20 protein-coding genes and 1 pseudogene are annotated in these 21,252 nt (G+C 60.6%); 19 read left to right on the forward strand and 2 right to left on the reverse strand.

What is annotated here, in order from left to right; all coding sequences use genetic code 11:
• Nucleotides 1-730: 730 nt before the first annotated feature.
• Entirely contained in the window at nt 731-2,095 is a 1,365-nt protein-coding gene (locus tag BW686_RS25140; protein WP_084920707.1) for a formimidoylglutamate deiminase, read from the reverse strand.
• A 202-nt stretch (nt 2,096-2,297) separates the two neighbouring features.
• On the opposite strand from BW686_RS25140, the gene hutC reads away from it, so the two are divergent.
• The 6 genes from hutC (at nt 2,298) to BW686_RS25170 (ending at nt 7,002) form a co-directional block, all read left to right on the forward strand.
• Entirely contained in the window at nt 2,298-3,008 is a 711-nt protein-coding gene (hutC, locus tag BW686_RS25145) for a histidine utilization repressor (RefSeq protein ID WP_179149385.1), read from the forward strand.
• On the forward strand, nt 3,005-3,601 hold the full coding sequence (locus tag BW686_RS25150; RefSeq protein ID WP_084920711.1) for a HutD/Ves family protein: 597 nt from the start codon (nt 3,005-3,007) through the stop codon (nt 3,599-3,601). Before hutC ends, BW686_RS25150 begins: the two co-directional genes overlap by 4 nt.
• A 211-nt stretch (nt 3,602-3,812) precedes the next feature.
• Nucleotides 3,813-4,988 (forward strand): Na+/H+ antiporter NhaA, encoded by a 1,176-nt coding sequence (gene nhaA / locus BW686_RS25155; protein WP_084920714.1) that lies wholly within the window; start codon nt 3,813-3,815, stop codon nt 4,986-4,988.
• 105 nt (nt 4,989-5,093) lie between these two features.
• Complete coding sequence (locus tag BW686_RS25160; RefSeq protein ID WP_084920716.1) at nt 5,094-5,627, forward strand: DUF3455 domain-containing protein; 534 nt, start codon at nt 5,094-5,096, stop codon at nt 5,625-5,627.
• A gap of 104 nt (nt 5,628-5,731) precedes the next feature.
• Nucleotides 5,732-6,298 carry a sigma-70 family RNA polymerase sigma factor gene (locus BW686_RS25165; protein WP_084920719.1) on the forward strand — a complete coding sequence of 189 codons (567 nt, stop codon included), beginning with the start codon at nt 5,732-5,734 and terminating at the stop codon, nt 6,296-6,298.
• Nucleotides 6,295-7,002, forward strand: coding sequence for an anti-sigma factor (locus BW686_RS25170; RefSeq protein WP_084920722.1), 708 nt, complete (start codon nt 6,295-6,297; stop codon nt 7,000-7,002). The genes BW686_RS25165 and BW686_RS25170 overlap by 4 nt, the downstream gene beginning before the upstream one ends.
• Before the next feature lie 13 nt (nt 7,003-7,015).
• Here BW686_RS25170 and epsC read toward each other — a convergent pair whose 3' ends face one another.
• Nucleotides 7,016-7,969 (reverse strand): serine O-acetyltransferase EpsC, encoded by a 954-nt coding sequence (epsC, locus tag BW686_RS25175; protein WP_084920724.1) that lies wholly within the window; start codon nt 7,967-7,969, stop codon nt 7,016-7,018.
• Between the two features lie 196 nt (nt 7,970-8,165).
• Here epsC and BW686_RS25180 point away from each other — a divergent pair, with 196 nt between their 5' ends.
• The 13 genes and pseudogenes from BW686_RS25180 (at nt 8,166) to BW686_RS25240 (ending at nt 21,212) form a co-directional block, all read left to right on the forward strand.
• Complete coding sequence (locus tag BW686_RS25180) at nt 8,166-9,164, forward strand: D-cysteine desulfhydrase (RefSeq protein ID WP_084920728.1); 999 nt, start codon at nt 8,166-8,168, stop codon at nt 9,162-9,164.
• A 196-nt stretch (nt 9,165-9,360) separates the two neighbouring features.
• Entirely contained in the window at nt 9,361-10,158 is a 798-nt protein-coding gene (gene tcyJ / locus BW686_RS25185) for a cystine ABC transporter substrate-binding protein (protein ID WP_084920731.1), read from the forward strand.
• Nucleotides 10,155-10,823, forward strand: a complete 669-nt coding sequence (tcyL, locus tag BW686_RS25190) for a cystine ABC transporter permease (protein WP_084920734.1) — start codon at nt 10,155-10,157, stop codon at nt 10,821-10,823. Before tcyJ ends, tcyL begins: the two co-directional genes overlap by 4 nt.
• 3 nt (nt 10,824-10,826) lie before the next feature.
• A complete protein-coding gene (gene tcyN, locus BW686_RS25195; protein ID WP_084920737.1) occupies nt 10,827-11,570 on the forward strand; it encodes an L-cystine ABC transporter ATP-binding protein TcyN in 744 nt (247 codons plus the stop codon).
• 578 nt (nt 11,571-12,148) lie between these two features.
• Nucleotides 12,149-12,877, forward strand: a pseudogene (locus BW686_RS25200) (hypothetical protein).
• Nucleotides 12,878-13,271: 394 nt separating this feature from the next.
• Nucleotides 13,272-14,594, forward strand: coding sequence for an SfnB family sulfur acquisition oxidoreductase (locus BW686_RS25205; RefSeq protein ID WP_084920774.1), 1,323 nt, complete (start codon nt 13,272-13,274; stop codon nt 14,592-14,594).
• Nucleotides 14,595-14,618: 24 nt separating this feature from the next.
• The gene (locus BW686_RS25210; RefSeq protein WP_084920740.1) at nt 14,619-15,824 is read left to right on the forward strand and encodes an SfnB family sulfur acquisition oxidoreductase; all 1,206 of its coding nucleotides are present in this window, start codon (nt 14,619-14,621) and stop codon (nt 15,822-15,824) included.
• A complete protein-coding gene (locus tag BW686_RS25215; protein ID WP_084920743.1) occupies nt 15,824-17,182 on the forward strand; it encodes an LLM class flavin-dependent oxidoreductase in 1,359 nt (452 codons plus the stop codon). Before BW686_RS25210 ends, BW686_RS25215 begins: the two co-directional genes overlap by 1 nt.
• 199 nt (nt 17,183-17,381) lie before the next feature.
• Nucleotides 17,382-18,170: a MetQ/NlpA family ABC transporter substrate-binding protein gene (locus tag BW686_RS25220; RefSeq protein WP_084920746.1), complete on the forward strand. Its 789-nt coding sequence runs from the start codon at nt 17,382-17,384 to the stop codon at nt 18,168-18,170.
• Nucleotides 18,167-19,291: a methionine ABC transporter ATP-binding protein gene (locus tag BW686_RS25225; RefSeq protein ID WP_084920748.1), complete on the forward strand. Its 1,125-nt coding sequence runs from the start codon at nt 18,167-18,169 to the stop codon at nt 19,289-19,291. Before BW686_RS25220 ends, BW686_RS25225 begins: the two co-directional genes overlap by 4 nt.
• The gene (locus BW686_RS25230) at nt 19,281-19,925 is read left to right on the forward strand and encodes a methionine ABC transporter permease (RefSeq protein ID WP_084920751.1); all 645 of its coding nucleotides are present in this window, start codon (nt 19,281-19,283) and stop codon (nt 19,923-19,925) included. Before BW686_RS25225 ends, BW686_RS25230 begins: the two co-directional genes overlap by 11 nt.
• Nucleotides 19,926-19,975: 50 nt before the next feature.
• Entirely contained in the window at nt 19,976-20,602 is a 627-nt protein-coding gene (locus BW686_RS25235; protein ID WP_084920754.1) for a class I SAM-dependent methyltransferase, read from the forward strand.
• A gap of 139 nt (nt 20,603-20,741) precedes the next feature.
• Nucleotides 20,742-21,212 (forward strand): hypothetical protein, encoded by a 471-nt coding sequence (locus BW686_RS25240; RefSeq protein WP_084920756.1) that lies wholly within the window; start codon nt 20,742-20,744, stop codon nt 21,210-21,212.
• Nucleotides 21,213-21,252: the final 40 nt, after the last annotated feature.

A 21,252-nucleotide genomic window follows, 5' to 3' on the forward strand; every position in this document is an offset into this window, starting at 1 on the left:
CCACGGCCCTTGGCCAGAATCAAACGCGGAATTGCATACAGGCTGAATGCTCCGCACTCCAGGCTCGCCGCTCTTCCTAACCCTGAATGCCTTGGAAAACGGGCTTCTGCCCGAAGGGCGTAGGAGCGAACTTGTTCGCGAAGACGGTGGTTAAGCCGATGCATTTTCGGCGATCATAGCGGCCCTTTCGCGAACAAGTTCGCTCCCACGGCCCTCGGCCAGAATCAAACGCGGAATTGCATACAGGCTGAATGCTCCGCACTTTCGCGAGAAGTAACCAAGACTGGCGAATACGGCCATACTTCAAGCTCGCCGCTCTGCCTGATCCTGGATGCCTTGGAAAACGGGCTTCTGCCCGAAGGGCGTGGGAGCGAACTTGTTCGCGAAGACGGTGGTTAAGCCGATGCATTTTCGGCGTTCATATCGGCCCTTTCGCGAACAAGTTCGCTCCCACGGCCCTTGGCCAGAATCAAACGCGGAATTGCATACAGGCTGAATGCTCCGCACTCCAGGCTCGCTGCTCTGCCTAATCCTGGATGCCTTGGGGAACGGGCTTCTGCCCGAAGGGCGTGGGAGCGAACTTGTTCGCGAAGACGGTGGTTAAGCCGATGCATTTTCGGCGTTCATATCGGCCCTTTCGCGAACAAGTTCGCTCCCACGGCCCTCGGCCAGAATCAAACGCGGAATTGCATACAGGCTGAATGCTCCGCGTGGGCATGCCGCTCTGGCATCAGCCCAGCAATTCCCTCAACACCTGTGCAAACTCGCGGTTGCTCTGTTCTTCGGCGGCATGCCTTCCTTCGCGTATGACCCAGCGCCCGTTGACCGCCACGTCGCGAATCTGTCGGTCGCTGCCGGCGAATAGCCAGCGGTTGAGGATCGCATCGCCGGAAGCGGTGGCGATGTACGGATCGTTGCCGTCCAGCACCAGCCAGTCGGCACGCTGCCCGGCTTCCAGCTTGCCGACCTGCTGACCCAGCGCCTGCGCGCCACCGGCCAGCGCGGCGTCGTACAGCGTGCGACCGACCATAGGCTGATCACTGCGATACAGCCGGTTGCGGCGCTGATCGCGCAGACGCTGCCCGTACTCCAGCCAGCGCAGTTCCTCGACCACGCTGAGCGAGACGTGACTGTCAGAGCCAATCCCCCAACGCCCGCCCTGCGCGATGTAGTCCACGGCCGGAAAAATCCCGTCCCCCAGGTTTGCTTCAGTGGTCAGGCACAACCCCGCCACCGCACCGCTCTGCGCCATCCGCTGCACTTCATCCGCGTCGGCATGGGTCGCATGGACCAGGCACCAGCGGTTATCCACAGGGGTATTTTCATACAACCACTGCAGCGGACGCCGCCCGCTCCAGCTCAGGCAGTCATCGACCTCCTTCTGCTGCTCGGCGATATGAATATGCACCGGGCATTGCGGGTCGCTGGCAGCCAGCACGTCACGGATCTGCTGCGGGGTCACCGCGCGCAGCGAATGGAAGCACAGGCCCAAATGCTGCGCTGGCCGGGCCGCCAGAACCGGTTGCAGGCGAGCCTGCAAATCCAGGTAGCTGTCAGTGCTGTGGATAAACCGGCGCTGCCCCTCGTTCGGGGCCTGCCCGCCAAACCCGGAGTGGCTGTAAAGCACCGGCAGCAACGTCAGACCGATACCCGCAGCGCTAGCCGCCTGGCTGATCTGTACGGCCAGTTCGGCAGGGTCCGCGTAGGGCTTGCCGCTGACGTCCTGATGCACGTAGTGAAACTCTGCCACCGAGGTGTAACCGCCCTTGAGCATCTCGATGTACAACTGACGAGCGATGACGCCCAGTTGCGGCGGGCTTATGCGCCCGACCATGCGGTACATGAGGTCGCGCCACGTCCAGAAGCTGTCATCCGGATTGCCCGCCACTTCGGCCAGCCCGGCCATCGCACGCTGGAATGCATGAGAGTGCAGGTTCGGCATGCCGGGCAGCAGAGGGCCGTTGATGACTTCAGCGTCTTGCCGTTGTGCATTGGCTTCAACACGGGTCAGTACGCCTTCCGGGCTGACTTCCAGACGCACATGGCTGGCCCAGCCGTCGGGGAGGAGCGCACGCTCGGCAAAGAAGGCTGACATTGACTTCACACCTCATCACTGTAATTTGTATATACATATACAGACGTTCAAGCGACCGGTAAACCGTCCGCACGCTTGCCGTGCATCCGGTTAATGGTTAGCGTATCCCGATACCCCGAAAAACTTATCCCGAACCCCTTACTCCGAATCCAAGGACTCACACGTGCCGACCCCGCCCGCCGTTTCTTCTCTGGCAGCCCAGATGGGCGAAAGTCCCGCACCCTTGTACGCCCGCGTCAAACACATGATCGCCTTACAGATCCAGAACGGCACATGGCCGCCGCATCATCGCGTGCCTTCGGAAAGCGAGCTGGTGACGCAACTGGGTTTCAGCCGCATGACCATCAACCGGGCGTTGCGCGAACTGACCGCCGAAGGTCTGCTGGTGCGCATGCAGGGAGTCGGCACCTTTGTCGCCGAGCCTAAAAGCCAGTCGGCGCTGTTCGAGGTTCACAACATTGCCGATGAGATCGCCGCACGCGGTCACCGGCACAGTTGCCAAGTCATGGTCCTCAAAGAAGAAGCCGCCGGCTCGGAGCGCGCGCTGGCGCTGGACATGCGCGAAGGCCAGCGCGTGTTTCACTCGCTGATCGTGCATTTCGAGGACGACATTCCGGTACAGATCGAAGACCGCTTCGTGAATGCCCAGGTCGCGCCGGACTACCTCAAGCAGGACTTCACGCTGCAAACGCCATACGCCTACCTGTCTCAAGTCGCGCCGCTGACCGAGGGCGAGCACGTGGTTGAAGCGATACTGGCCGAAGCCGAAGAGTGCAAGCTCTTGCAGATCGAGACCGGCGAGCCCTGCCTGCTGATTCGCCGCCGTACCTGGTCAGGTCGCCAGCCGGTCACGGCTGCACGCCTGATCCACCCCGGCTCCCGTCATCGACTGGAAGGACGCTTTACCAAATGAGCCAGACCCGCCTCCTGCGTGCCGCCGACTACCCCCGCATGCCGTGGAAAAACGGCGGCGGCAGCACTGAAGAAATCGCTCGCGACGCGGGCCAGGACCTCGACGGCTTCGGCTGGCGACTGTCGATTGCCGATATCGAGACCTCAGGCGGCTTCTCGGTGTTCGCCGGGTATCAGCGCGTCATTACCGTGCTAGAGGGCGCGGGCATGACGCTGAATGTGGACGGCGTGGCCAGCCGTCCGCTGTCGCCGTCCGACCCTTTTGCCTTCAGCGGTGACAGCGAAGTCAGCTGCTCCCTGCTGGACGGCCCGATTCGCGACTTCAACCTGATCTATGCTCCACACCGGTATACGGCGCGCCTGCACTGGATCGATGTGCGCCAGCCACAAAGGCTGTTCAGTTCGGCCAGCACGTTCATACTGTTCAGCATGGCCGAGCAGGTGGCAATCAGCGTGAACGGTCAGCCGTGGGAAATCCTCGGCAAACATGATTGCGCGCAGGTGGATCACTCAGACGGCCTGCTGGAAATCGAATTGCAATCCCCCCGCGCCAGTCGTTGCTGTCTGATCGAACTCAGTGCCACCGGCCATTAGGCTCTGTACGAAAAGTGGCTGCGCCCGGTGATGCTGCGTTAAAAACAGGCTCGGAGGCGAGTCCAATCGGAATGCTCATTTATAAACAGTAGAGTCGGGCGCGACCCCGGTCGTTCCTCGCCTGTTTTTGCCTTGCCTGACCTTCGCTCGCCGACTTTTCGTACCGAACCGAAGCACCCTGATAAAAACCGCTCTTCGTTCAAGGACGACCATGACTCAAGTTCCACACCGGGAAACGCCCCGAGCCATTGCCATTCTCGCCAGCTTCCTGGCTTCAGAATCAGCAGGCGGCATCATTCTGATGATGGCGGCACTGGCAGCGCTGATCGTTGCCAACTCGCCCCTCTCCGCCGGTTACTTCGCGGTTCTGCACAGCGTCTGGCTGGGCCTTTCGGTCGAGCTGTGGATCAATGACGGGCTGATGGCGATCTTCTTTTTGATGGTCGGCCTGGAGATCAAGCGCGAAGTACTGGCCGGTGGCCTGGCGACCTGGGGACAACGCGCGCTGCCCGGTTTTGCTGCGGCGGGCGGCATGCTGGTGCCCGCGCTGATTTACATCGCGATCAACTGGGGCAGCCCGCAGACCCTGAGCGGCTGGGCGATCCCGGCAGCCACCGACATCGCCTTCGCCCTTGGTGTGCTGTCGCTGCTGGGCAACCGGGTGCCGACCTCGCTGAAAGTCTTTCTGGCCGCGCTGGCGATCCTCGACGATCTGGGCGCGGTGACCATCATCGCGTTCTTCTACAGCGCCGGCCTGAACCTGCCGATGCTGGCGGCCGCGTTCGTGACCCTGGCCGTGCTGATCGTGATGAACCGCCTGAATGTCCGCCGCCTGCTGCCTTATCTGCTGCTCGGTGCGCTGCTGTGGTTCTTCGTGCTGCAATCGGGTGTACATGCCACGCTGGCCGGCGTTGCATTGGCGCTTTGCATTCCGATGGGCAAACCCGAAGAGGAAGCCCGCTCGCCGCTGCTGTTCCTCGAAGAAAAGATGCATTACTGGGTGGCGTTCGCCGTGGTGCCGATCTTCGGCTTTGCCAATGCGGGCGTGTCGTTGTCCGGTATCACGCTGGAAAACCTGGTCGATCCGGTGCCGCTGGGCGTTGCGCTGGGCCTGTTCTTGGGCAAGCAGATCGGGGTGTTTCTCGCCGCAATGCTGGCGATTCGCGCCGGGCTGGCGACATTGCCGGAAGGCAGCAACCGGGTGCAGTTGTACGGCGTGGCGATCCTGTGCGGGATCGGCTTCACCATGAGCCTGTTCATCGGCAACCTGGCATTCCCTGGCTCACAGCACCTGATCGATGAAGTGAAAGTCGGCGTGCTGATCGGCTCGGGGCTTGCCGCAATTGCCGGTATTCTGCTGCTGCGCAGCCGTTTCAGCCGGCACTGAAAAAATATTTTCAAATCACTGCATCCAGACGCGTTTCCCGCGGGTAGTACAGTCAGCAGCCACTTCGAGTTGCTGAGCGCGGTTAAACAATCTGGAGATTTCTGCATGAACGCAAAACGCTTGCTCTGCCTTGCAGGTACTACCCTGGCTTTCACTTGCCTGTCATCCGTGGCCCTGGCGCAAACCGACCTCCCCGAAAGCGTCCGTGTGCCGGCTGGCAACAAAGTCGGCATGCAAACCACCGGGGTTGGTGAAATCACCTACGAGTGCCGCGCCAAAGCCAACATGCCTAACGAAATGGAATGGGCCTTCGTGGGTCCTAAAGCTGTGCTCAACGACAAAAGCGGCAAGCAGGTCGGCACTTACTATGGCCCGCCTGCCACCTGGGAAGCCAAAGACGGCTCCAAAGTGACCGGCACCCAGGTCGCCGTGGCCCCATCAAGCGCTGGCAACCTGCCGTATCAACTGGTCAAAGCCAACCCGGCCGAAGGCAAAGGCGCAATGACCGGCGTGACCTACATTCAGCGCGTGGCCTTGAAAGGCGGCGTTGCGCCGGCCAAAGCCTGCGCAGAGAGCAACAAGGGTGCGAAGGAAGTGGTCAAGTACCAAGCCGACTACCTGTTCTGGACCGCGAGCTGATCGCGGCCATTAATCGGGTGACCGCGCAGACGGTGAGCTATGCTGCTGCGCGGGAGCCTCGTGATGTAAACGAGGCAGCAGTCTTCCATTGATGGCGGATCATCTTGTCCTCGCACGAATCTCTCTTTGATTACGAAGCTACGTTGCAGGCCTGCGCTCGCGGTGAGAAGCAGGCGTTGCAGCGTCTTTATCAACAGGAAAGCGCCCGGCTGCTCGGCGTCGTCCAGCGGCTGGTACGTGACAGTGCGCTGGCCGAGGACATCGTGCATGACGCTTTTCTGAAAATATGGACCCGCGCCGACAGTTTCGATGCGTCCCGTGGTTCGGCACGCGGCTGGATATTCAGCGTGACCCGGCACCTGGCGCTCAATACGCTGCGCAACACCGCTCGCGAAGTGCGCATCGAGGATGATGGCAGCGAAGATCATCATGCGCAGGCGACCCTGGAAGGCTGGCAGGAAACCGGGGATGCTTTTGATTGGCGGGTCAATCCAGGACGGATGACATCATGCATGGAGCAACTCGAACCAGTAAGACGAAACTGTATTTTTCACGCTTACGTAGACGGTTATTCGCATCAGGAAATCGCGCAGAAAATCGGCGCGCCATTGGGTACGGTCAAAGCCTGGATCAAGCGCAGCCTGACGGCTTTGCGGGAGTGCATGGGATGAACCGGCCTTTAGATGACAACATTCACGACCTGGCTGGCGAGTATGTGCTCGGCACCCTGTCGGCGCAGGAACGGCTCGACGTGCAGCGTCGCCTGTCCCGCGAGCCAGATTTGCAGGCGGCCATCGATGCCTGGGAGCAACGCCTGTTGCCTCTGACGGCGCTGGCCGAGCCGGTCACACCGTCGCCCGGTCTGTGGGAGCGTATCGAGCGCAACCTGCTGGACATGACTGCGCCTGCCGATGCACCGCACAGGCAACGCGTACGCTGGTGGGACAACCTGTCGATCTGGCGCGGGCTGGCGGGGGCCGGGCTGGCGGCATCGCTGGTGCTGGGCATGACCCTGCTGACCCGTGCCCCGGCGCAGCCTTCCTACCTCGTGGTGCTGGTCGGGCCGCAGGACAAGTCGCCCGGCTGGGTGGTGCAGGCCAGCAACTCGCAGGAAATCCGGCTTATTCCGCTGGGCGTGGTTGAAGTCCCGGCTGACAAGGCGCTGGAGTTTTGGACCAAGGGTGACGACTGGCAAGGTCCGGTGTCACTCGGGCTGGTAAAACCGGGGCAGAGCCTGAACATCCCGCTGGATAAACTGCCACCGCTACAGCCCAACCAGCTGTTCGAGCTGACACTGGAAACCTCCACCGGCTCGCCAGTCGGCAAACCCACCGGCCCGATTCAGTTCATCGGGCGGGCGGTGAAAGTGATCTGACACCCGGCCGTTCTCACTTTTTCGAACAATCGTCCTGTTGCAGCAGATTGGCCTGAGTCAGGTTGCAGTCTGCCGGAACGCTGCGGGTCAGCCAGACATTGCCGCCGATGGTCGAGCCTTTGCCGATCGTGATACGCCCCAGAATGGTCGCACCGGCGTAGATCACCACGTCATCTTCGACAATCGGATGCCGCGCATGGCCTTTCTGCAACTGGCCGTCTTCGTCGGCGGGGAAGCGCTTGGCGCCCAGTGTCACGGCCTGATAAATGCGCACGCGCTCGCCGATAATGGCGGTTTCGCCGATGACCACACCGGTCCCGTGATCGATAAAGAAACTCGGGCCGATCTGCGCGCCTGGGTGAATATCGATGCCGGTCGCCGAGTGAGCGATTTCCGAACTGATACGCGCCAGCAACGGCAGGCCGGCGCGGTAAAGATGGTGAGCCAGACGGTGATGAATCACCGCCAGAACGCCCGGATAGCACAGCAGCACTTCATCGACGCTACGCGCCGCCGGGTCGCCGTGATAGGCCGCCAAAACATCGGTGTCCAGCAGCAGGCGAATGGCCGGCAATGCCGTGGCAAATTCCTGAATCAGCTCAAGCGCATGCGCGTCGATGCCCTTGAGGTCCGTGCCCTGTTGATGGGCCACGTAGCGCAGTTCCAGACGGGCCTGCGCGAGCAGCGCGTTGAGCGCCACGTCCAGCGTGTGGCCCACATAGAAATCTTCGCTTTCCTCGCGCAAGTCGACAGGGCCAAGCCGCATCGGGAACAACGCCCCGCTCAGGGCTTCAAGAATGTCGCCCATTGCCGCACGTGAAGGCAGTTCACGCCCACCGTGTTCGCCGCTCACTCGCCTGTTGCGTGCCCGCCAGTCTTCCCGCGCACCGCGCAGCTGGCTGACGATACGCTGCAACTGCCAGTGGCTGGAACGGCCGTCGGCGGAGGCTTCTGGAATATCGCTCACGCTGATTTCTCCTGACATAAAGGGTCGCGGCTGACTGTAATGACCGCTGATGCCTTCACTCTACGGCAAACATTCAGGCGAAAAGAACAACAATTTATGCAGGGACAATCCGGGCAGGCCGTCAGCATAGATAAGTTGCCCTGTATGAAACGTCTGCCTATAGTCCGGTGACTCTTTACACGGCTCATCTATCACCATGATCAAAAATCAGCTCGCCCGCTTCAATCGTCTGGACCTGATCAGCGCGCCGACGGCTCTTGAGAAACTCGAGCGCCTGTCGACCTGGGCGGATCGCGATATCTACATCAAGCGTGACGACACCACGACCCTGGCCCTGGGCGGCAACAAGGTCCGCAAACTTGAATACCTGGCCGCCGACGCGCTGGCTCAGGGTGCCGATACGCTGATCACGGCCGGCGCCATTCAGTCCAACCATGTGCGCCAGACCGCGGCGCTGGCGGCCAGGCTGGGCTTGGGCTGCGTGGCGCTGCTGGAAAACCCCATAGGCACCGAAGACCCCAACTACCTGAACAATGGCAACCGCCTGCTGCTGGAACTGTTCGATGCCAAGGTGGAGCTGGTGGAAAGCCTCGACAACGCCGACGAACAACTGCACGCACTGGCTGCGCGCCTGCGTTCCAGCGGCAAGAATCCTTATCTGGTGCCCATTGGTGGCTCCAGTCCGGTAGGCGCACTGGGTTACGTGCGCGCCGGGATCGAACTGGCCGAACAGATCAAACAGACCGGTATCGAGTTCGCCGCAGTGGTGCTGGCATCCGGCAGCGCAGGCACACACAGTGGTCTGGCACTGGCGCTGGCCCATGAACTGCCGCAATTGCCGGTCATCGGGGTGACCGTATCGCGCAGCGAAGAAGACCAGTTGCCCAAAGTGCAGGGCCTGGCCGAGCGCACCGCGGAGTTGCTCGGCATCGCACTGCCGGACAGTTTCAAGGTCGAGCTGTGGGACGAGTATTTCGCCCCGCGTTATGGCGAACCGAACGCAGGCACGCTGTCCGCGATCAAGCTGGTGGCCAGCCATGAAGGTGTTTTGCTTGACCCGGTCTATACCGGCAAGGCGATGTCCGGTCTGCTGGATGGCATCGGACGTCAGCGTTTCAATGACGGCCCGTTGATTTTCCTGCACACCGGCGGCGCACCCGCGTTGTTCGCCTACCCGGATGCGTTCAGTCACTGACCCTGCTGTTATGCCGGTTTCGAGTAGACAGCGCATTTTTAGTTATTTTTCTTCATAAGAAGATGGCTATATAGTCGCGCCCGGCAGACCCGTACATTTGACGTAACTGCCTGAAAAAAAGCTGAATAATCAGCACGAAGTTGCTTGAGTCGGGTCAGAAAATGGCCAGACACTTCCATTCCAACAAGGGGCTCGCATGAACATTTCCGCTATTCGTCGCACGTTTCTTTTCTCGGCACTGGGCTTGATGCTCGGTGCCGGTATCGCCGGGCAAGCCATGGCTGGCGAGCAACTGCAGAAAATCAAGGATAGCGGCACGTTGAATGTGGGCCTCGAAGGCACTTACCCGCCGTTCAGCTTCGTCGATGAGAACGGCAAACTGACCGGCTTCGAAGTCGAGTTTTCCGAAGCGCTGGCCAAGGAGCTCGGCGTGAAGGCCAAGATCCAGCCGTCGAAATGGGACGGCATTCTGGCCGCGCTGGACTCCAAGCGTCTGGACGTGGTGATCAACCAGGTGACCATCTCCGACGAGCGCAAGAAGAAGTACGACTTCTCTGAGCCCTATACCGTTTCCGGTATCCAGGCGCTGGTGCTGAAGAAGAATGCAGGCACCATCAAAGAAGCCAAAGACCTGGCCGGCAAGAAGGTCGGCGTGGGCCTGGGCACTAACTACGAACAGTGGCTCAAGGCGAATGTGCCGCAGGCCACCATCAAGACTTACGATGATGATCCCAGCAAAATTCAGGACCTGAGCGTAGGCCGTATCGACGCCATTCTCGTTGACCGTCTGGCCGCCCTGGAAATGGCCACCAAGACCCACAATAAACTGTTACCCGCCGGCGAACCGTTCTCTCGTCAGGAGTCGGGCATTGCCTTGCGCAAAGGCGAGCCTGAACTGTTGGCGGCCATCGACAAGGCGATCGACAAACTGCGTGCCGACGGCACCCTGGAAAAGCTGTCGAAAAAGTATTTCAACGCTGACGTCACCCAATGATCGAAGAGAGCCTAAAGCTCGCGCTGGACTCCGCGCCCTTTCTGTTGAAGGGCGCGTACTACACAGTCTTCCTCAGCCTGGGCGGTATGTTTTTCGGATTGGTGCTGGGCTTTGGCCTGGCACTGATGCGCTTGTCGCGTTTCAAGCTGGTGAACTGGCTGGCGCGCATCTACGTGTCGTTCTTTCGCGGTACGCCGTTACTGGTGCAGCTGTTTCTGATCTATTACGGCCTGCCGGAACTGGGTATCGAGCTTGATCCGCTGACCGCTGCACTGATCGGCTTTTCGCTGAACATGGCCGCTTACGCCTGCGAGATTCTGCGCTCGGCCATCGGTTCCATAGAACGCGGACAGTGGGAAGCTGCTGCCAGTATCGGCATGACGCGCTGGCAGACCCTGCGTCGGGCGATCCTGCCCCAGGCGGCCCGCACGGCACTGCCGCCGCTTGGCAACAGTTTCATTTCGCTGGTCAAGGACACGGCCCTGGCCGCCACCATTCAGGTGCCCGAGCTGTTCCGTCAGGCGCAACTGATCACCGCACGCACCTTTGAAATTTTCACCATGTACCTGGCCGCCGCACTGATCTACTGGATCCTTGCCACTGCGCTTTCGTACCTGCAAAACAGGCTCGAAGCGAGGGTCAACCGGCATGATCTGGAGTCCTGACGCATGATCGTGGTTGAAAAACTCACCAAGGCATTCAACGGCAATCAGGTGCTCAAGGGCATCGATCTGCGCATCGAAGCGGGCGAGGTCGTGGCGATCATCGGCCCCAGTGGTTCGGGCAAGACGACCCTGCTGCGCTGCCTGAACCTGCTGGAAACACCTGACAGTGGCACGATCAAGGTGGGCGACATCGCGATTGATGGCGCACGCCCCGTGGGCCAGCAGCAAGGGCTGATCCGTCAATTGCGCCAGCAGGTGGGGTTCGTGTTTCAGAACTTCAATCTGTTTCCGCATCGCACTGCGCTGGAGAACGTCATCGAAGGCCCGGTGGTGGTCAAGAAGGTCGCGCAGGCCACGGCCGAGGCGCTGGGCCGGCAATTGCTGGCCAAGGTCGGCCTGACCGGCAAGGAAGACGCTTACCCGCGCCGTCTTTCCGGTGGGCAGCAGCAGCGTGTGGCCATCGCCAGAGCGCTGGCGATGGAGCCGCAGGTGATTCTGTTCGACGAACCCACCTCGGCACTGGACCCGGAACTGGTCGGCGAGGTGCTGACCACGATTCGCGCCCTGGCCGAAGAGAACCGCACGATGGTGATCGTCACTCACGAAATGAGCTTTGCGCGAGAAGTCGCCAACCGGGTGATCTTCATCGACAAGGGCGTCATCGTCGAGCAAGGCGAAGCCAAAGCACTGTTTGCGAACCCTCAGGAAGAGCGCACCCGGCAGTTTCTTGAGCGTACCCGATCCTGATAACACCGCTACGCCTCCCCCAAAAAAGCAGCGTCCGTTCACCGGCGCTGCTTTTTTCTTACATTTCAGGAAGGACTAATCGTTCAAGATCCTTGCTGGATTCTTGCGTGTTTTTCCGAAAATTCATCGAAATACTAAAACCTGAAACTGTCGAGCATTGCCCCTGACACATACGCCTGTGCCCGGCACTGGTCACACACGCCTGCTCTCTCCCGACTGAGCGTAACTGCATCTTTCCTCAGCGTGCCCCACAGACAGTTTGTGGTAGGACAGTTGTTTACCTGCCGGTAAACACTTCTAAATATAACGTGTAGGAAGTGTCCGTTTTTCAAGTAAAAAACCATTAAACATCCTTCGTATATTGACAAGCGCTCACAAAGACCATTAGCTCACCTTAACGACGCATTTGATCAGCCGCTCAAGTTTCAAGTGAAACTTTCCCACCAATTGTAATGTTTGCCATTACTTGGGCATTTAAGGTACTTATCGTCCTGCCTGAATCGGGCTTTATATTACTTGAACATGACAACTTATGACGATTCTTTACTTGAATTATTGATTATCAGGAGCACTTCACGATGAGCCACACTACTTGCAACACTGCCCACCCAAGGCTCCAGGCACCGTCCATACCGCAGGCCAGCCGGCATGGCATTGGCGTGAGAATCGCCTCTCAACTCATGGTTCACGTCGCGCCCTACGACCCCATGGACGAGGGGGACCTGGTCGAGCTGTTCTGAGACGGCTGTTACGTGGCGTCAAAGATTTTAAAGGCATCCGACATTGGCAAAACCATCGTCCTACGGGTACCCGAGAGCTTCCTTCAAAACGGCAAGGCGCGGACTTACTACCGGGTCATGAAAATAGGCGGCACGCCCATCACCTCGGCGTGCCGCAAGCTCTGGGTCAAGCTGAACGCCCCCGGCGGGCAACTGGTCGGTGCCAACAGCGAAGAAAATCAGGGGCTGGCAGCGCTGCATGTCGCGCCGTCGGTCATACGCCGCGGACTTTCCCGCCGGCACCTGGAAGGCGGCTTGCCGATGGCCATCGAGCCGTACCTGAACATGGCCGTTCACGACGAAATCACCGTGCGTTGGGGTGACCTGCGCATGGACCTGCCGCCCCTCACGGCTGACGATATTGGTGAGTCTGTCGACCTTATCGTACCGCCTGCCTTGATCATGGAAGGCGGTGACGAGCGACAAGTGGAAGTGACTTACTGCGTGATTGACCGGGTGGGAAACAACTCGCTCTGGGCACCACCCCGGCTCATTAACGTTCAGCCACTGGGCGATATAACGCATTGAAGCGTACGGTTAAACGTGTCTGAAGTTTTATAACAACAACCTGAACATAGTGTGTCGCAGCGCTCCGTCCATTGCTGGCAAACAACCGGACTGTGGCAATACGCCGGCGTTGATTAGTGTGCCCGACCCCTTCGCCCTGCGTGCAGAAGTGCGTCGTTATTTCTCTATCCACGTTGTGCAACACGCGTCACTTCACCCTGTTTGCAGCCTGCCGTTACGTGCCGTGCAGGGTGAAGTGCCCGACCGACACAGACGCTTGGCAATAGCTGTCTATGCTTATTCCAAAAAGCATGTTTTAAATTCTTTTATACACGCTTAGGGTATATGCACCGGACCACCGGACATCGTGATTTTCCCTGCCGCCATTGCGGCGGCCTATTGCTACGAGGTTCCGATGGTCCCTTTCACAACCACCCCTGTGGATAAGCCCAGGGCTGTACCCGCTGCCGGTGAGCGACGCGAGTCTGATCCGCTGGCGGCTACCGCCCATCACGTCGAGGCTTCACAAGAGCACGACGTCGCTCCCCGCCTGCTACCGGCCACGGTGTTGCAAAACGACGCTCAAGCCATCGCAGCCGCTCATGAACTCGCAGCATCAGCACGCCTGAATGCCGCCACCCGCGATCAGCAGCGCGTGTTGCCGTGGGCTGAAATCGAACAATTCACCCGTAGCGGGCTGGGCAGTATTTCCGTCCCGCGCGAGTATGGCGGCCCGCAGGTGTCATTCGTCACGGTGGCAGACGTTTTCAGGATCATCTCCACCGCCGACCCGGCGCTCGGGCAGATCCCGCAGAACCAGTTCGGCATTCTCCACCTGCTGCAAGGCAGCGCCACCGAGCCGCAGAAACGCGTGCTGTTCCAGAGCGTTCTGGACGGCTGGCGCATCGGCAATGCAGGCCCCGAACGGGGCACCAAAAACACCTTGGAACTCAAGGCGCGAATCACGGCAGACGCTGACCGTTTGATCATCAATGGCCAGAAGTTCTACTCCACCGGCGCCTTGTTTGCCCATTGGGTGGCGGTCAAGGCGCTGGATGACCAGGGCCGGCAGGTCATGGCGTTCGTCAAGCGCGGCACGCCGGGCCTGCGTATTGTCGATGACTGGTCAGGCTTTGGCCAACGCACCACGGCGAGTGGCACCGTGTTGCTCGACAACGTGGCAGTGGAGGCCGGCCAAGTCGTCGACAACTGGCGTCTGGCGCTGACACCAAACATTCAGGGGGCGGTATCGCAGCTGATTCAGGCAGCCATCGATGCGGGCATTGCTCGCGGCGCAATCGATGATGCGATTGCCTTCGTCCGCGAGAAATCCCGTCCGTGGATCGATGCCAAGGTCGAGCGTGCCAGTGACGACCTTTACGTGATTGCCGACATCGGCAAACTGAAACTCGAACTGCACGCCGCCGAAGCCTTGTTGCGCAAGGCGGGTCAGGAACTGGACGAGATCAACGCTGCGCCCATAGACGAACAATCGGCCGCGCGCGCCTCGATTGCCGTAGCCCGCGCCAAGGTGCTGACCACCGAAATCGCCCTGCTGGCCAGTGAAAAGCTGTTCGAACTGGCGGGCAGCCGCGCGACCCTGGCCGAGTTCAACCTCGACCGCCATTGGCGCAACGCACGCGTTCACACCCTGCACGACCCTGTGCGCTGGAAATACCACGCGGTCGGCACCTGGCACCTGAACAGCACCCTGCCCGCTCGCCATTCCTGGATCTGAACCAGACCACTGGAGACACCCTTCATGCGTTTCAACACACAAGCGCGCGACAACGCAGCGCTGATCACCAGTGACGTCCAGGCCCTGCAGACCGCCCGCGAACTGGCCCGGCAATTCAAGACCGACAGTGCTCAGCGCGACAGCGAGCGCCGTTTACCCCATGCCGAACTCGACATCTACAGCCAGTCTGGCCTGTGGGGCATCAGCGTCCCGAAAGCTTTCGGCGGCGCGGGCGTTTCAAACGTGACGCTGGCTAACGTGATCAAGCTGATTTCTGAAGCCGACGGCTCGCTGGGCCAGATTCCGCAGAACCATTTTTATGCCCTTGAAGTGCTGCGCGTGAACGGCAACCCGCAGCAACAGGCGCGGCTGTATGCCGAAGCGCTGGCCGGGCGGCGGTTCGGCAATGCGCTGGCCGAACTGGGCACCAAAACGGCACATGACCGCACCACCCGTCTGACCCGCGATGGCGACGGTTATCGCATCAACGGCCGCAAGTTCTACGCAACCGGCGCGCTCTATGCGCAGCGCATTCCTACGTCGGTGATTGATGAAAACGGCGTGCAGCAACTGGTGTTCGTCCCCCACGACAGTGAAGGCCTGACCGTCATCGATGACTGGAGCGGTTTCGGCCAGCGCACTACCGGCAGCGGTTCAGTGGCGTTCGACAATGTCTACGTCAGCGCCGAAGAGGTGGTGCCGTTCCAGAGCGCTTTCGAACGCCCCACCACCGTTGGCCCGCTGGCGCAGATTCTCCACGCGGCCATCGACACCGGCATCGCCCGCGCAGCGTTCGAGGACGCGTTGACCTTCGTTCGCACCCGCACCCGGCCGTGGATCGATTCAGGTATCGAAAAAGCGGTGGACGACCCGCTGACGCTGCACAGCTTTGGCAAGCTCGGGATTCGTCTGCATGCTGCCGAAGCGTTGCTGGAACGGGCGGGCGAGTTTCTGGACATCGCCCAAGCCGACAGCTCTGCCGAGAACGTCGCGGCGGCGTCGATTGCCGTGGCCGAGGCCCGTGCCATCAGCACGGAGATTTCCCTGGCGGCTGGCAGCACGTTGTTCGAACTGGCCGGCAGCCAGTCCACCCTCGCCGAACACGGCCTGGATCGCCACTGGCGCAACGCCCGCGTACACACGTTGCACGACCCGGTGCGCTGGAAGTTTCACGCCATCGGCAATTACTACCTGAACGACGCCAACCCTCCGTTGCGGGGGACGATCTGATGGCACGCAAGAAGATCCTGCTCAATGCGTTCAACATGAACTGCATCGGCCACATCAATCATGGCCTGTGGACCCATCCGCGTGACACGTCGACGCAGTTCAACAGCCTGGAATACTGGACCGACCTGGCGAAGCTGCTGGAGCGCGGGCTGTTCGACGGGCTGTTCATCGCCGACATCGTGGGGGTGTATGACGTCTACCAGAACTCGGTAGACGTCACGCTCAAGGAAGCCATCCAGTTGCCGGTCAACGACCCGCTGCTGCTGGTGTCTGCAATGGCAGGCGTGACCAGACACCTGGGCTTCGGCCTGACCGCCAACCTGACCTACGACGCGCCGTACCTGTTCGCCCGGCGCATGTCGACGCTCGACCACCTGAGCCGTGGCCGGGTGGGCTGGAACATCGTGACCGGCTATCTCGACAGCGCTGCACGGGCGATGGGCCTGACCGAGCAGAACGAACACGACCGGCGTTACGATCAGGCCGACGAATACCTGGAGGTGCTGTACAAACTCTGGGAGGGCAGTTGGGAAGACGACGCGGTCATCAACGACCGGGAGCAGCGCGTCTACGCCCGGCCCGGCAAGGTCCACAAGGTTCGGCACCAGGGCGAGTTCTATCAGGTCGAGGGCTATCACCTCTGCGAACCCTCACCGCAACGCACCCCGGTGCTGTTTCAGGCCGGCAGCTCGGAGCGCGGCCTGCAGTTTGCCGGACAGAACGCCGAGTGCGTGTTCATCAGTGGCCAGAACAAGACCGCAACCCGCGAGCAGGTGGACAAGGTTCGCGCCAGCGCCGTGCAGGCGGGGCGTAACCCGGAGGACATCAAGGTGTTCATGGGCCTTAACGTGATTGTCGCCGCGACTGAAGCGCGGGCCCGCGAGAAGCATGCCGAATACCGTCGTTATGCCAGCGCCGAGGCAGGCGTGGCGCACTTTGCGGCGTCGACCGGGATTGATTTCGCCGAGTACGAGCTGGACGAACCCATTCAGTACGTGAAGAACAACGCGATTCAGTCGGCGACCCGCAACCTGAAAAACAACGACTGGACCCGCCAGAAACTGCTCGACCAGCACGCACTGGGCGGGCGCTACATCACCTTGATCGGCTCACCCGCTCAGGTCGCCGATGAGCTGGAATCCTGGATCGCGGAAACCGGTCTGGACGGCTTCAACCTGACCCGCATCGTCACGCCGGAAAGTTACGAGGACTTCATCGACCTGGTCATCCCGGAGCTGCAGCGCCGTGGCTCATACAAAACCGCTTACGAAGACGGCAGCTTGCGTAAAAAACTGTTTCCGGCAGGTACGGACCGTTTGCCGGAACGGCATGCGGGTGCAGCACACCGGCCTATTTGATGACGACATGCGCGCCCACGCTGATGCGCTCAGCGTTATACACAGGTCTTGTGGGAGCGAGCTTGCTCGCGAAAGCGATTGTCCAGACGCCCTTTTTTCTGTGGCTGCACCGGCCTATTCGCGAGCAAGCTCGCTCCCACCAAACCGATAAGCATAGGGCGTGGGAACGAGACTTAGGGATTTTTAAAAGGACCGCATCATGACCAAAACCCTCGCTGCACTGGCCCTCGGCCTGTTGACCCTGACCGCTCACGCTGCCGACGCGCCGTTGAAAGTCGGCACCACCGCAGCATTTGCCATACCGCTGGAGGCCGCAGTCGAAGAAGCCGGCAAGCAAGGCCTGAACGTGGAACTGGTGGAGTTCACCGACTGGATCGCGCCCAACGTCAGCCTCGCGGCGGGCGATATCGACGTGAATTACTTTCAGCACATTCCGTTTCTGACCAATGCCAACGAAGCTGCCGGGTTCGGGCTGGTGCCCTACGCGCCGGGGATCATCAATAACGTCGGGCTGTATTCGAAAAAGTACAAAAGCTTCGATGAGCTGCCCACCGGTGCCACCGTGGCCATCGCCAATGACCCGATCAATAGCGGGCGCGGCCTGCAGCTGCTGGCCAAGGCCGGGCTGATCACCCTCAAACCGGGCGTTGGCTACAAGGCCACCGAAGAAGACATCACGGCCAACCCGAAAAAGCTCAAGCTCATTCAGGTCGAGGCCGTGCAACTGGTGCGCGCCTACGACGATGCCGATCTGGTGCAGGGCTACCCTGCCTACATCCGCCTGGCCAAAACCTTCCCTGCCGACTCGGCGATTCTGTTCGACGGCATGGACCACCCGGAATACGTGATTCAGTTCGTGATCAAGCCTGACCACAAGGCCGACCCGCGTCTGGCGAAGTTCGTCGACATCTATCAGCATTCGCCGGTGGTCCGTGCTGCGCTGGACAAGGTCAACGGCAAGCTCTATCAGGTAGGGTGGAAAGAATGACCGCCACCGCACAACGGCAACTCGACAGCACAGTCGCAGGTCATGTGGCGCAACAGACCGAGCTGCACCCGGAGTTGAACCGCGCCCACGTCCGCTTCATCAATCTGGGCAAGACCTATCAAGGCAAACAAGGCCCCGTTGAAGCGCTGAGCGCTATCGACCTGACCGTCCAGCGCGGCGAGATCTTCGGCATTATCGGCCGCAGCGGTGCCGGAAAATCGTCGCTGATCCGCACCATCAACCGCCTGGAACAGCCCAGCAGCGGGCGGGTGTTGGTTGATCAGGCGGACATCGGCGACTTCAACGAAGACACGCTGGTGGCGCTGCGCCGACACATCGGCATGATTTTCCAGCACTTCAACCTGATGTCGGCCAAGACCGTGTGGCAGAACGTCGAGCTGCCGCTCAAGGTCGCCGGCGTGCCCAAGGAACAACGCGCGCTAAAGGTGGCGCAGTTGCTGGAGCTGGTGGGTTTGCAGGACAAGCACAAGGCGTATCCGGCGCAACTGTCCGGCGGGCAGAAGCAGCGTGTCGGCATCGCCCGCGCGTTGGTACACGACCCGGCGATTCTGCTGTGCGACGAAGCCACGTCTGCGCTGGACCCGGAGACCACCCAGTCGATTCTCGGCCTGCTGCGCGAGATCAACCAGCGCCTGGGCCTGACCATTGTGCTGATCACCCATGAAATGGCGGTGATCCGCGATATCTGCCACCGCGTCGTGGTGCTGGAGCAAGGCCGAATCGTCGAGCAGGGGCCGGTCTGGCAGGTGTTTGGCGACCCGCAGCACGAGGTCAGCAAGACCTTGCTCGCGCCGCTGCAACTCGGGTTGCCAAAGGAATGGGCCGAGCGCCTGAGCGAACAGCCGCAGCGGCCCGACGCGGCCATTTTGCTGGACGTGCATTTCACCGGAATCAGCAACGAGGGGCCGGACCTGGCTGCGCTGTTTGCGACGCTGGGCGGCAAGGTGCAACTGCTGCAAGGCGGGATCGAACGTATTCAGGACCGCGCCATCGGGCACCTGATTCTGTTGATTGCCGGCTCGCCGCACACCCGCGAAGAACTGCTGGCACGCGCCCGGAAACTGGCGCCACGCGTGGAGGTATTGGGTTATGTGGGTTGATCGCTTGCTGCAAGGGACCCTCGACACGTTTCTGATGGTCGGTGTGTCGTCATTGATCGCGCTGCTGCTGGGCATCCCGCTGGCGGTGATTCTGGTCACCAGCTCCAAAGGCGGTATCTACGAAGCACCGGGCATCAACCGGGTGCTGGGCGGCTTCGTGAACCTGTTCCGTTCGATTCCCTTTCTGATCCTGATGGTCGCCCTGATCCCGTTCACCCGGATGATCGTCGGCACCACGTACGGGGTGTGGGCGGCGGTCGTACCATTGACCATTGCCGCAACGCCGTTCTTCGCGCGCATCGCCGAAGTCAGCCTGCGCGAGGTCGATCACGGGCTGGTCGAGGCTGCGCAGGCGATGGGCTGTCGACGCTGGCACATCATCTGGCATGTGCTGCTGCCAGAAGCGCGGCCCGGCATCGTCGGCGGCTTTACGATTACCCTGGTGACCATGATCAACTCGTCGGCGATGGCGGGCGCGATTGGTGCGGGCGGGCTGGGCGACATTGCCTATCGTTACGGTTATCAGCGTTTCGACACGCAGGTGATGCTGACCGTGATCGTGCTGCTGGTGGCCGTCGTGGCCCTGGTGCAACTGGGCGGTGACCGGCTGGCCCGCCGTTTCGACAGGCGCTGATCAGCCGACCCTGAGGTATATTGGCGGTCTTCCTTTGCCGGACCGCCTTGATGAAACTCGATCCTCAGACCCTCACCCAGATCCCCTCCGCCACCCCTGGCAATTACAACCGCGTGGCCGATGACTTCCGCGAAGGCACACGGGACCACGACGTCAGCCAGAACATCGACGCGCTGCTGCGCCATATCGAAGGACCGGCGCCGTGGCAGATTCTGGATTTCGGCTGCGGACCGGGCCGTGACCTGAAAACCTTCACTGCGATGGGCCATGTGGCGGTCGGTCTAGACGGTTCCGAACGCTTCGCCGAGATGGCCCGTGCCGAAACCGGTTGCGACGTGTTGCAGCAGAACTTCCTCGAACTCGATCTGCCGCCAGAGCGATTTGACGGCATCTTCGCCAACGCAGTGCTGTTTCATATTCCGAAGCAGGAACTGCCACGCGTACTGCGCCAGTTGCACGCCACGCTGAAACCGGGCGGCGTGCTGTTCAGTTCGAACCCGCGCGGACAGAATCAGGAAGGCTGGAAAGGCGAACGCTATGGCGCGTATCACGATCTTGAGTCATGGCGAGCATTGCTGACCGACGCCGGGTTTACCGAACTGGAGCACTACTACCGTCCCGCCGGACTGCCCAGAGAGCAACAGCCGTGGCTGGCGAGTGTCTGGCGGCGTCCGTAACGCCCCCGGTATTGTGAAACCCGTGCGCTGTCAGTTCTGACAGTATCGCCAGAAGCGCACGCGCCATAGGATGGATTCACAGCGGTCTGCGCTGACGGCTGGCAATGGAATTCATTCGAATCGATCAAAGGAAATGATCATGGCGACCGAGTATTTAAAAAACGGCGACTTCAGCGACAACCTTGAGCACTGGAAAGCACCGGTAGGCTTTGAGCCAGACTTCAAGCCCATGCCCATGGGGGGCGGAGGCCAAAGCATCAAGCTGAATACTGGCGTGACGGTCAGTCAATCGATTACTGAGCTTCCGGGCACGCGCCTGCATCTCGAGTTCGGCGTGCATAGCGCAAAGCTCTTCGACGCGTTCTTCGTTGTGGTCGTGGGAGGCTATAACGCAGAAGGTACGATGAATCTGACGCAGGTCGTCAGTTTGGCAACTGATGAATGGGTCTACTATTCTGGCGACTTCGATTTCCAAGAAAAGCTCAAGAACTGCTTCTTGACCATGTCGGCCCCGGCAGACACCTCAAGCTTCTCGCGTTCAGGCAGAACAAGCGCCTCAATGTTCGGCCCTGTGCGGTTCGCTAATTTCAGCCTGACGCTGGCCGACTGATTATCGCATCGACCGCCCTGCTACCTGTCAGAGGTGGCAG

The sequence above is a fragment of the Pseudomonas syringae genome (genome assembly GCF_002157375.1).
GTDB classification, from domain to species: domain Bacteria; phylum Pseudomonadota; class Gammaproteobacteria; order Pseudomonadales; family Pseudomonadaceae; genus Aquipseudomonas; species Aquipseudomonas syringae_T.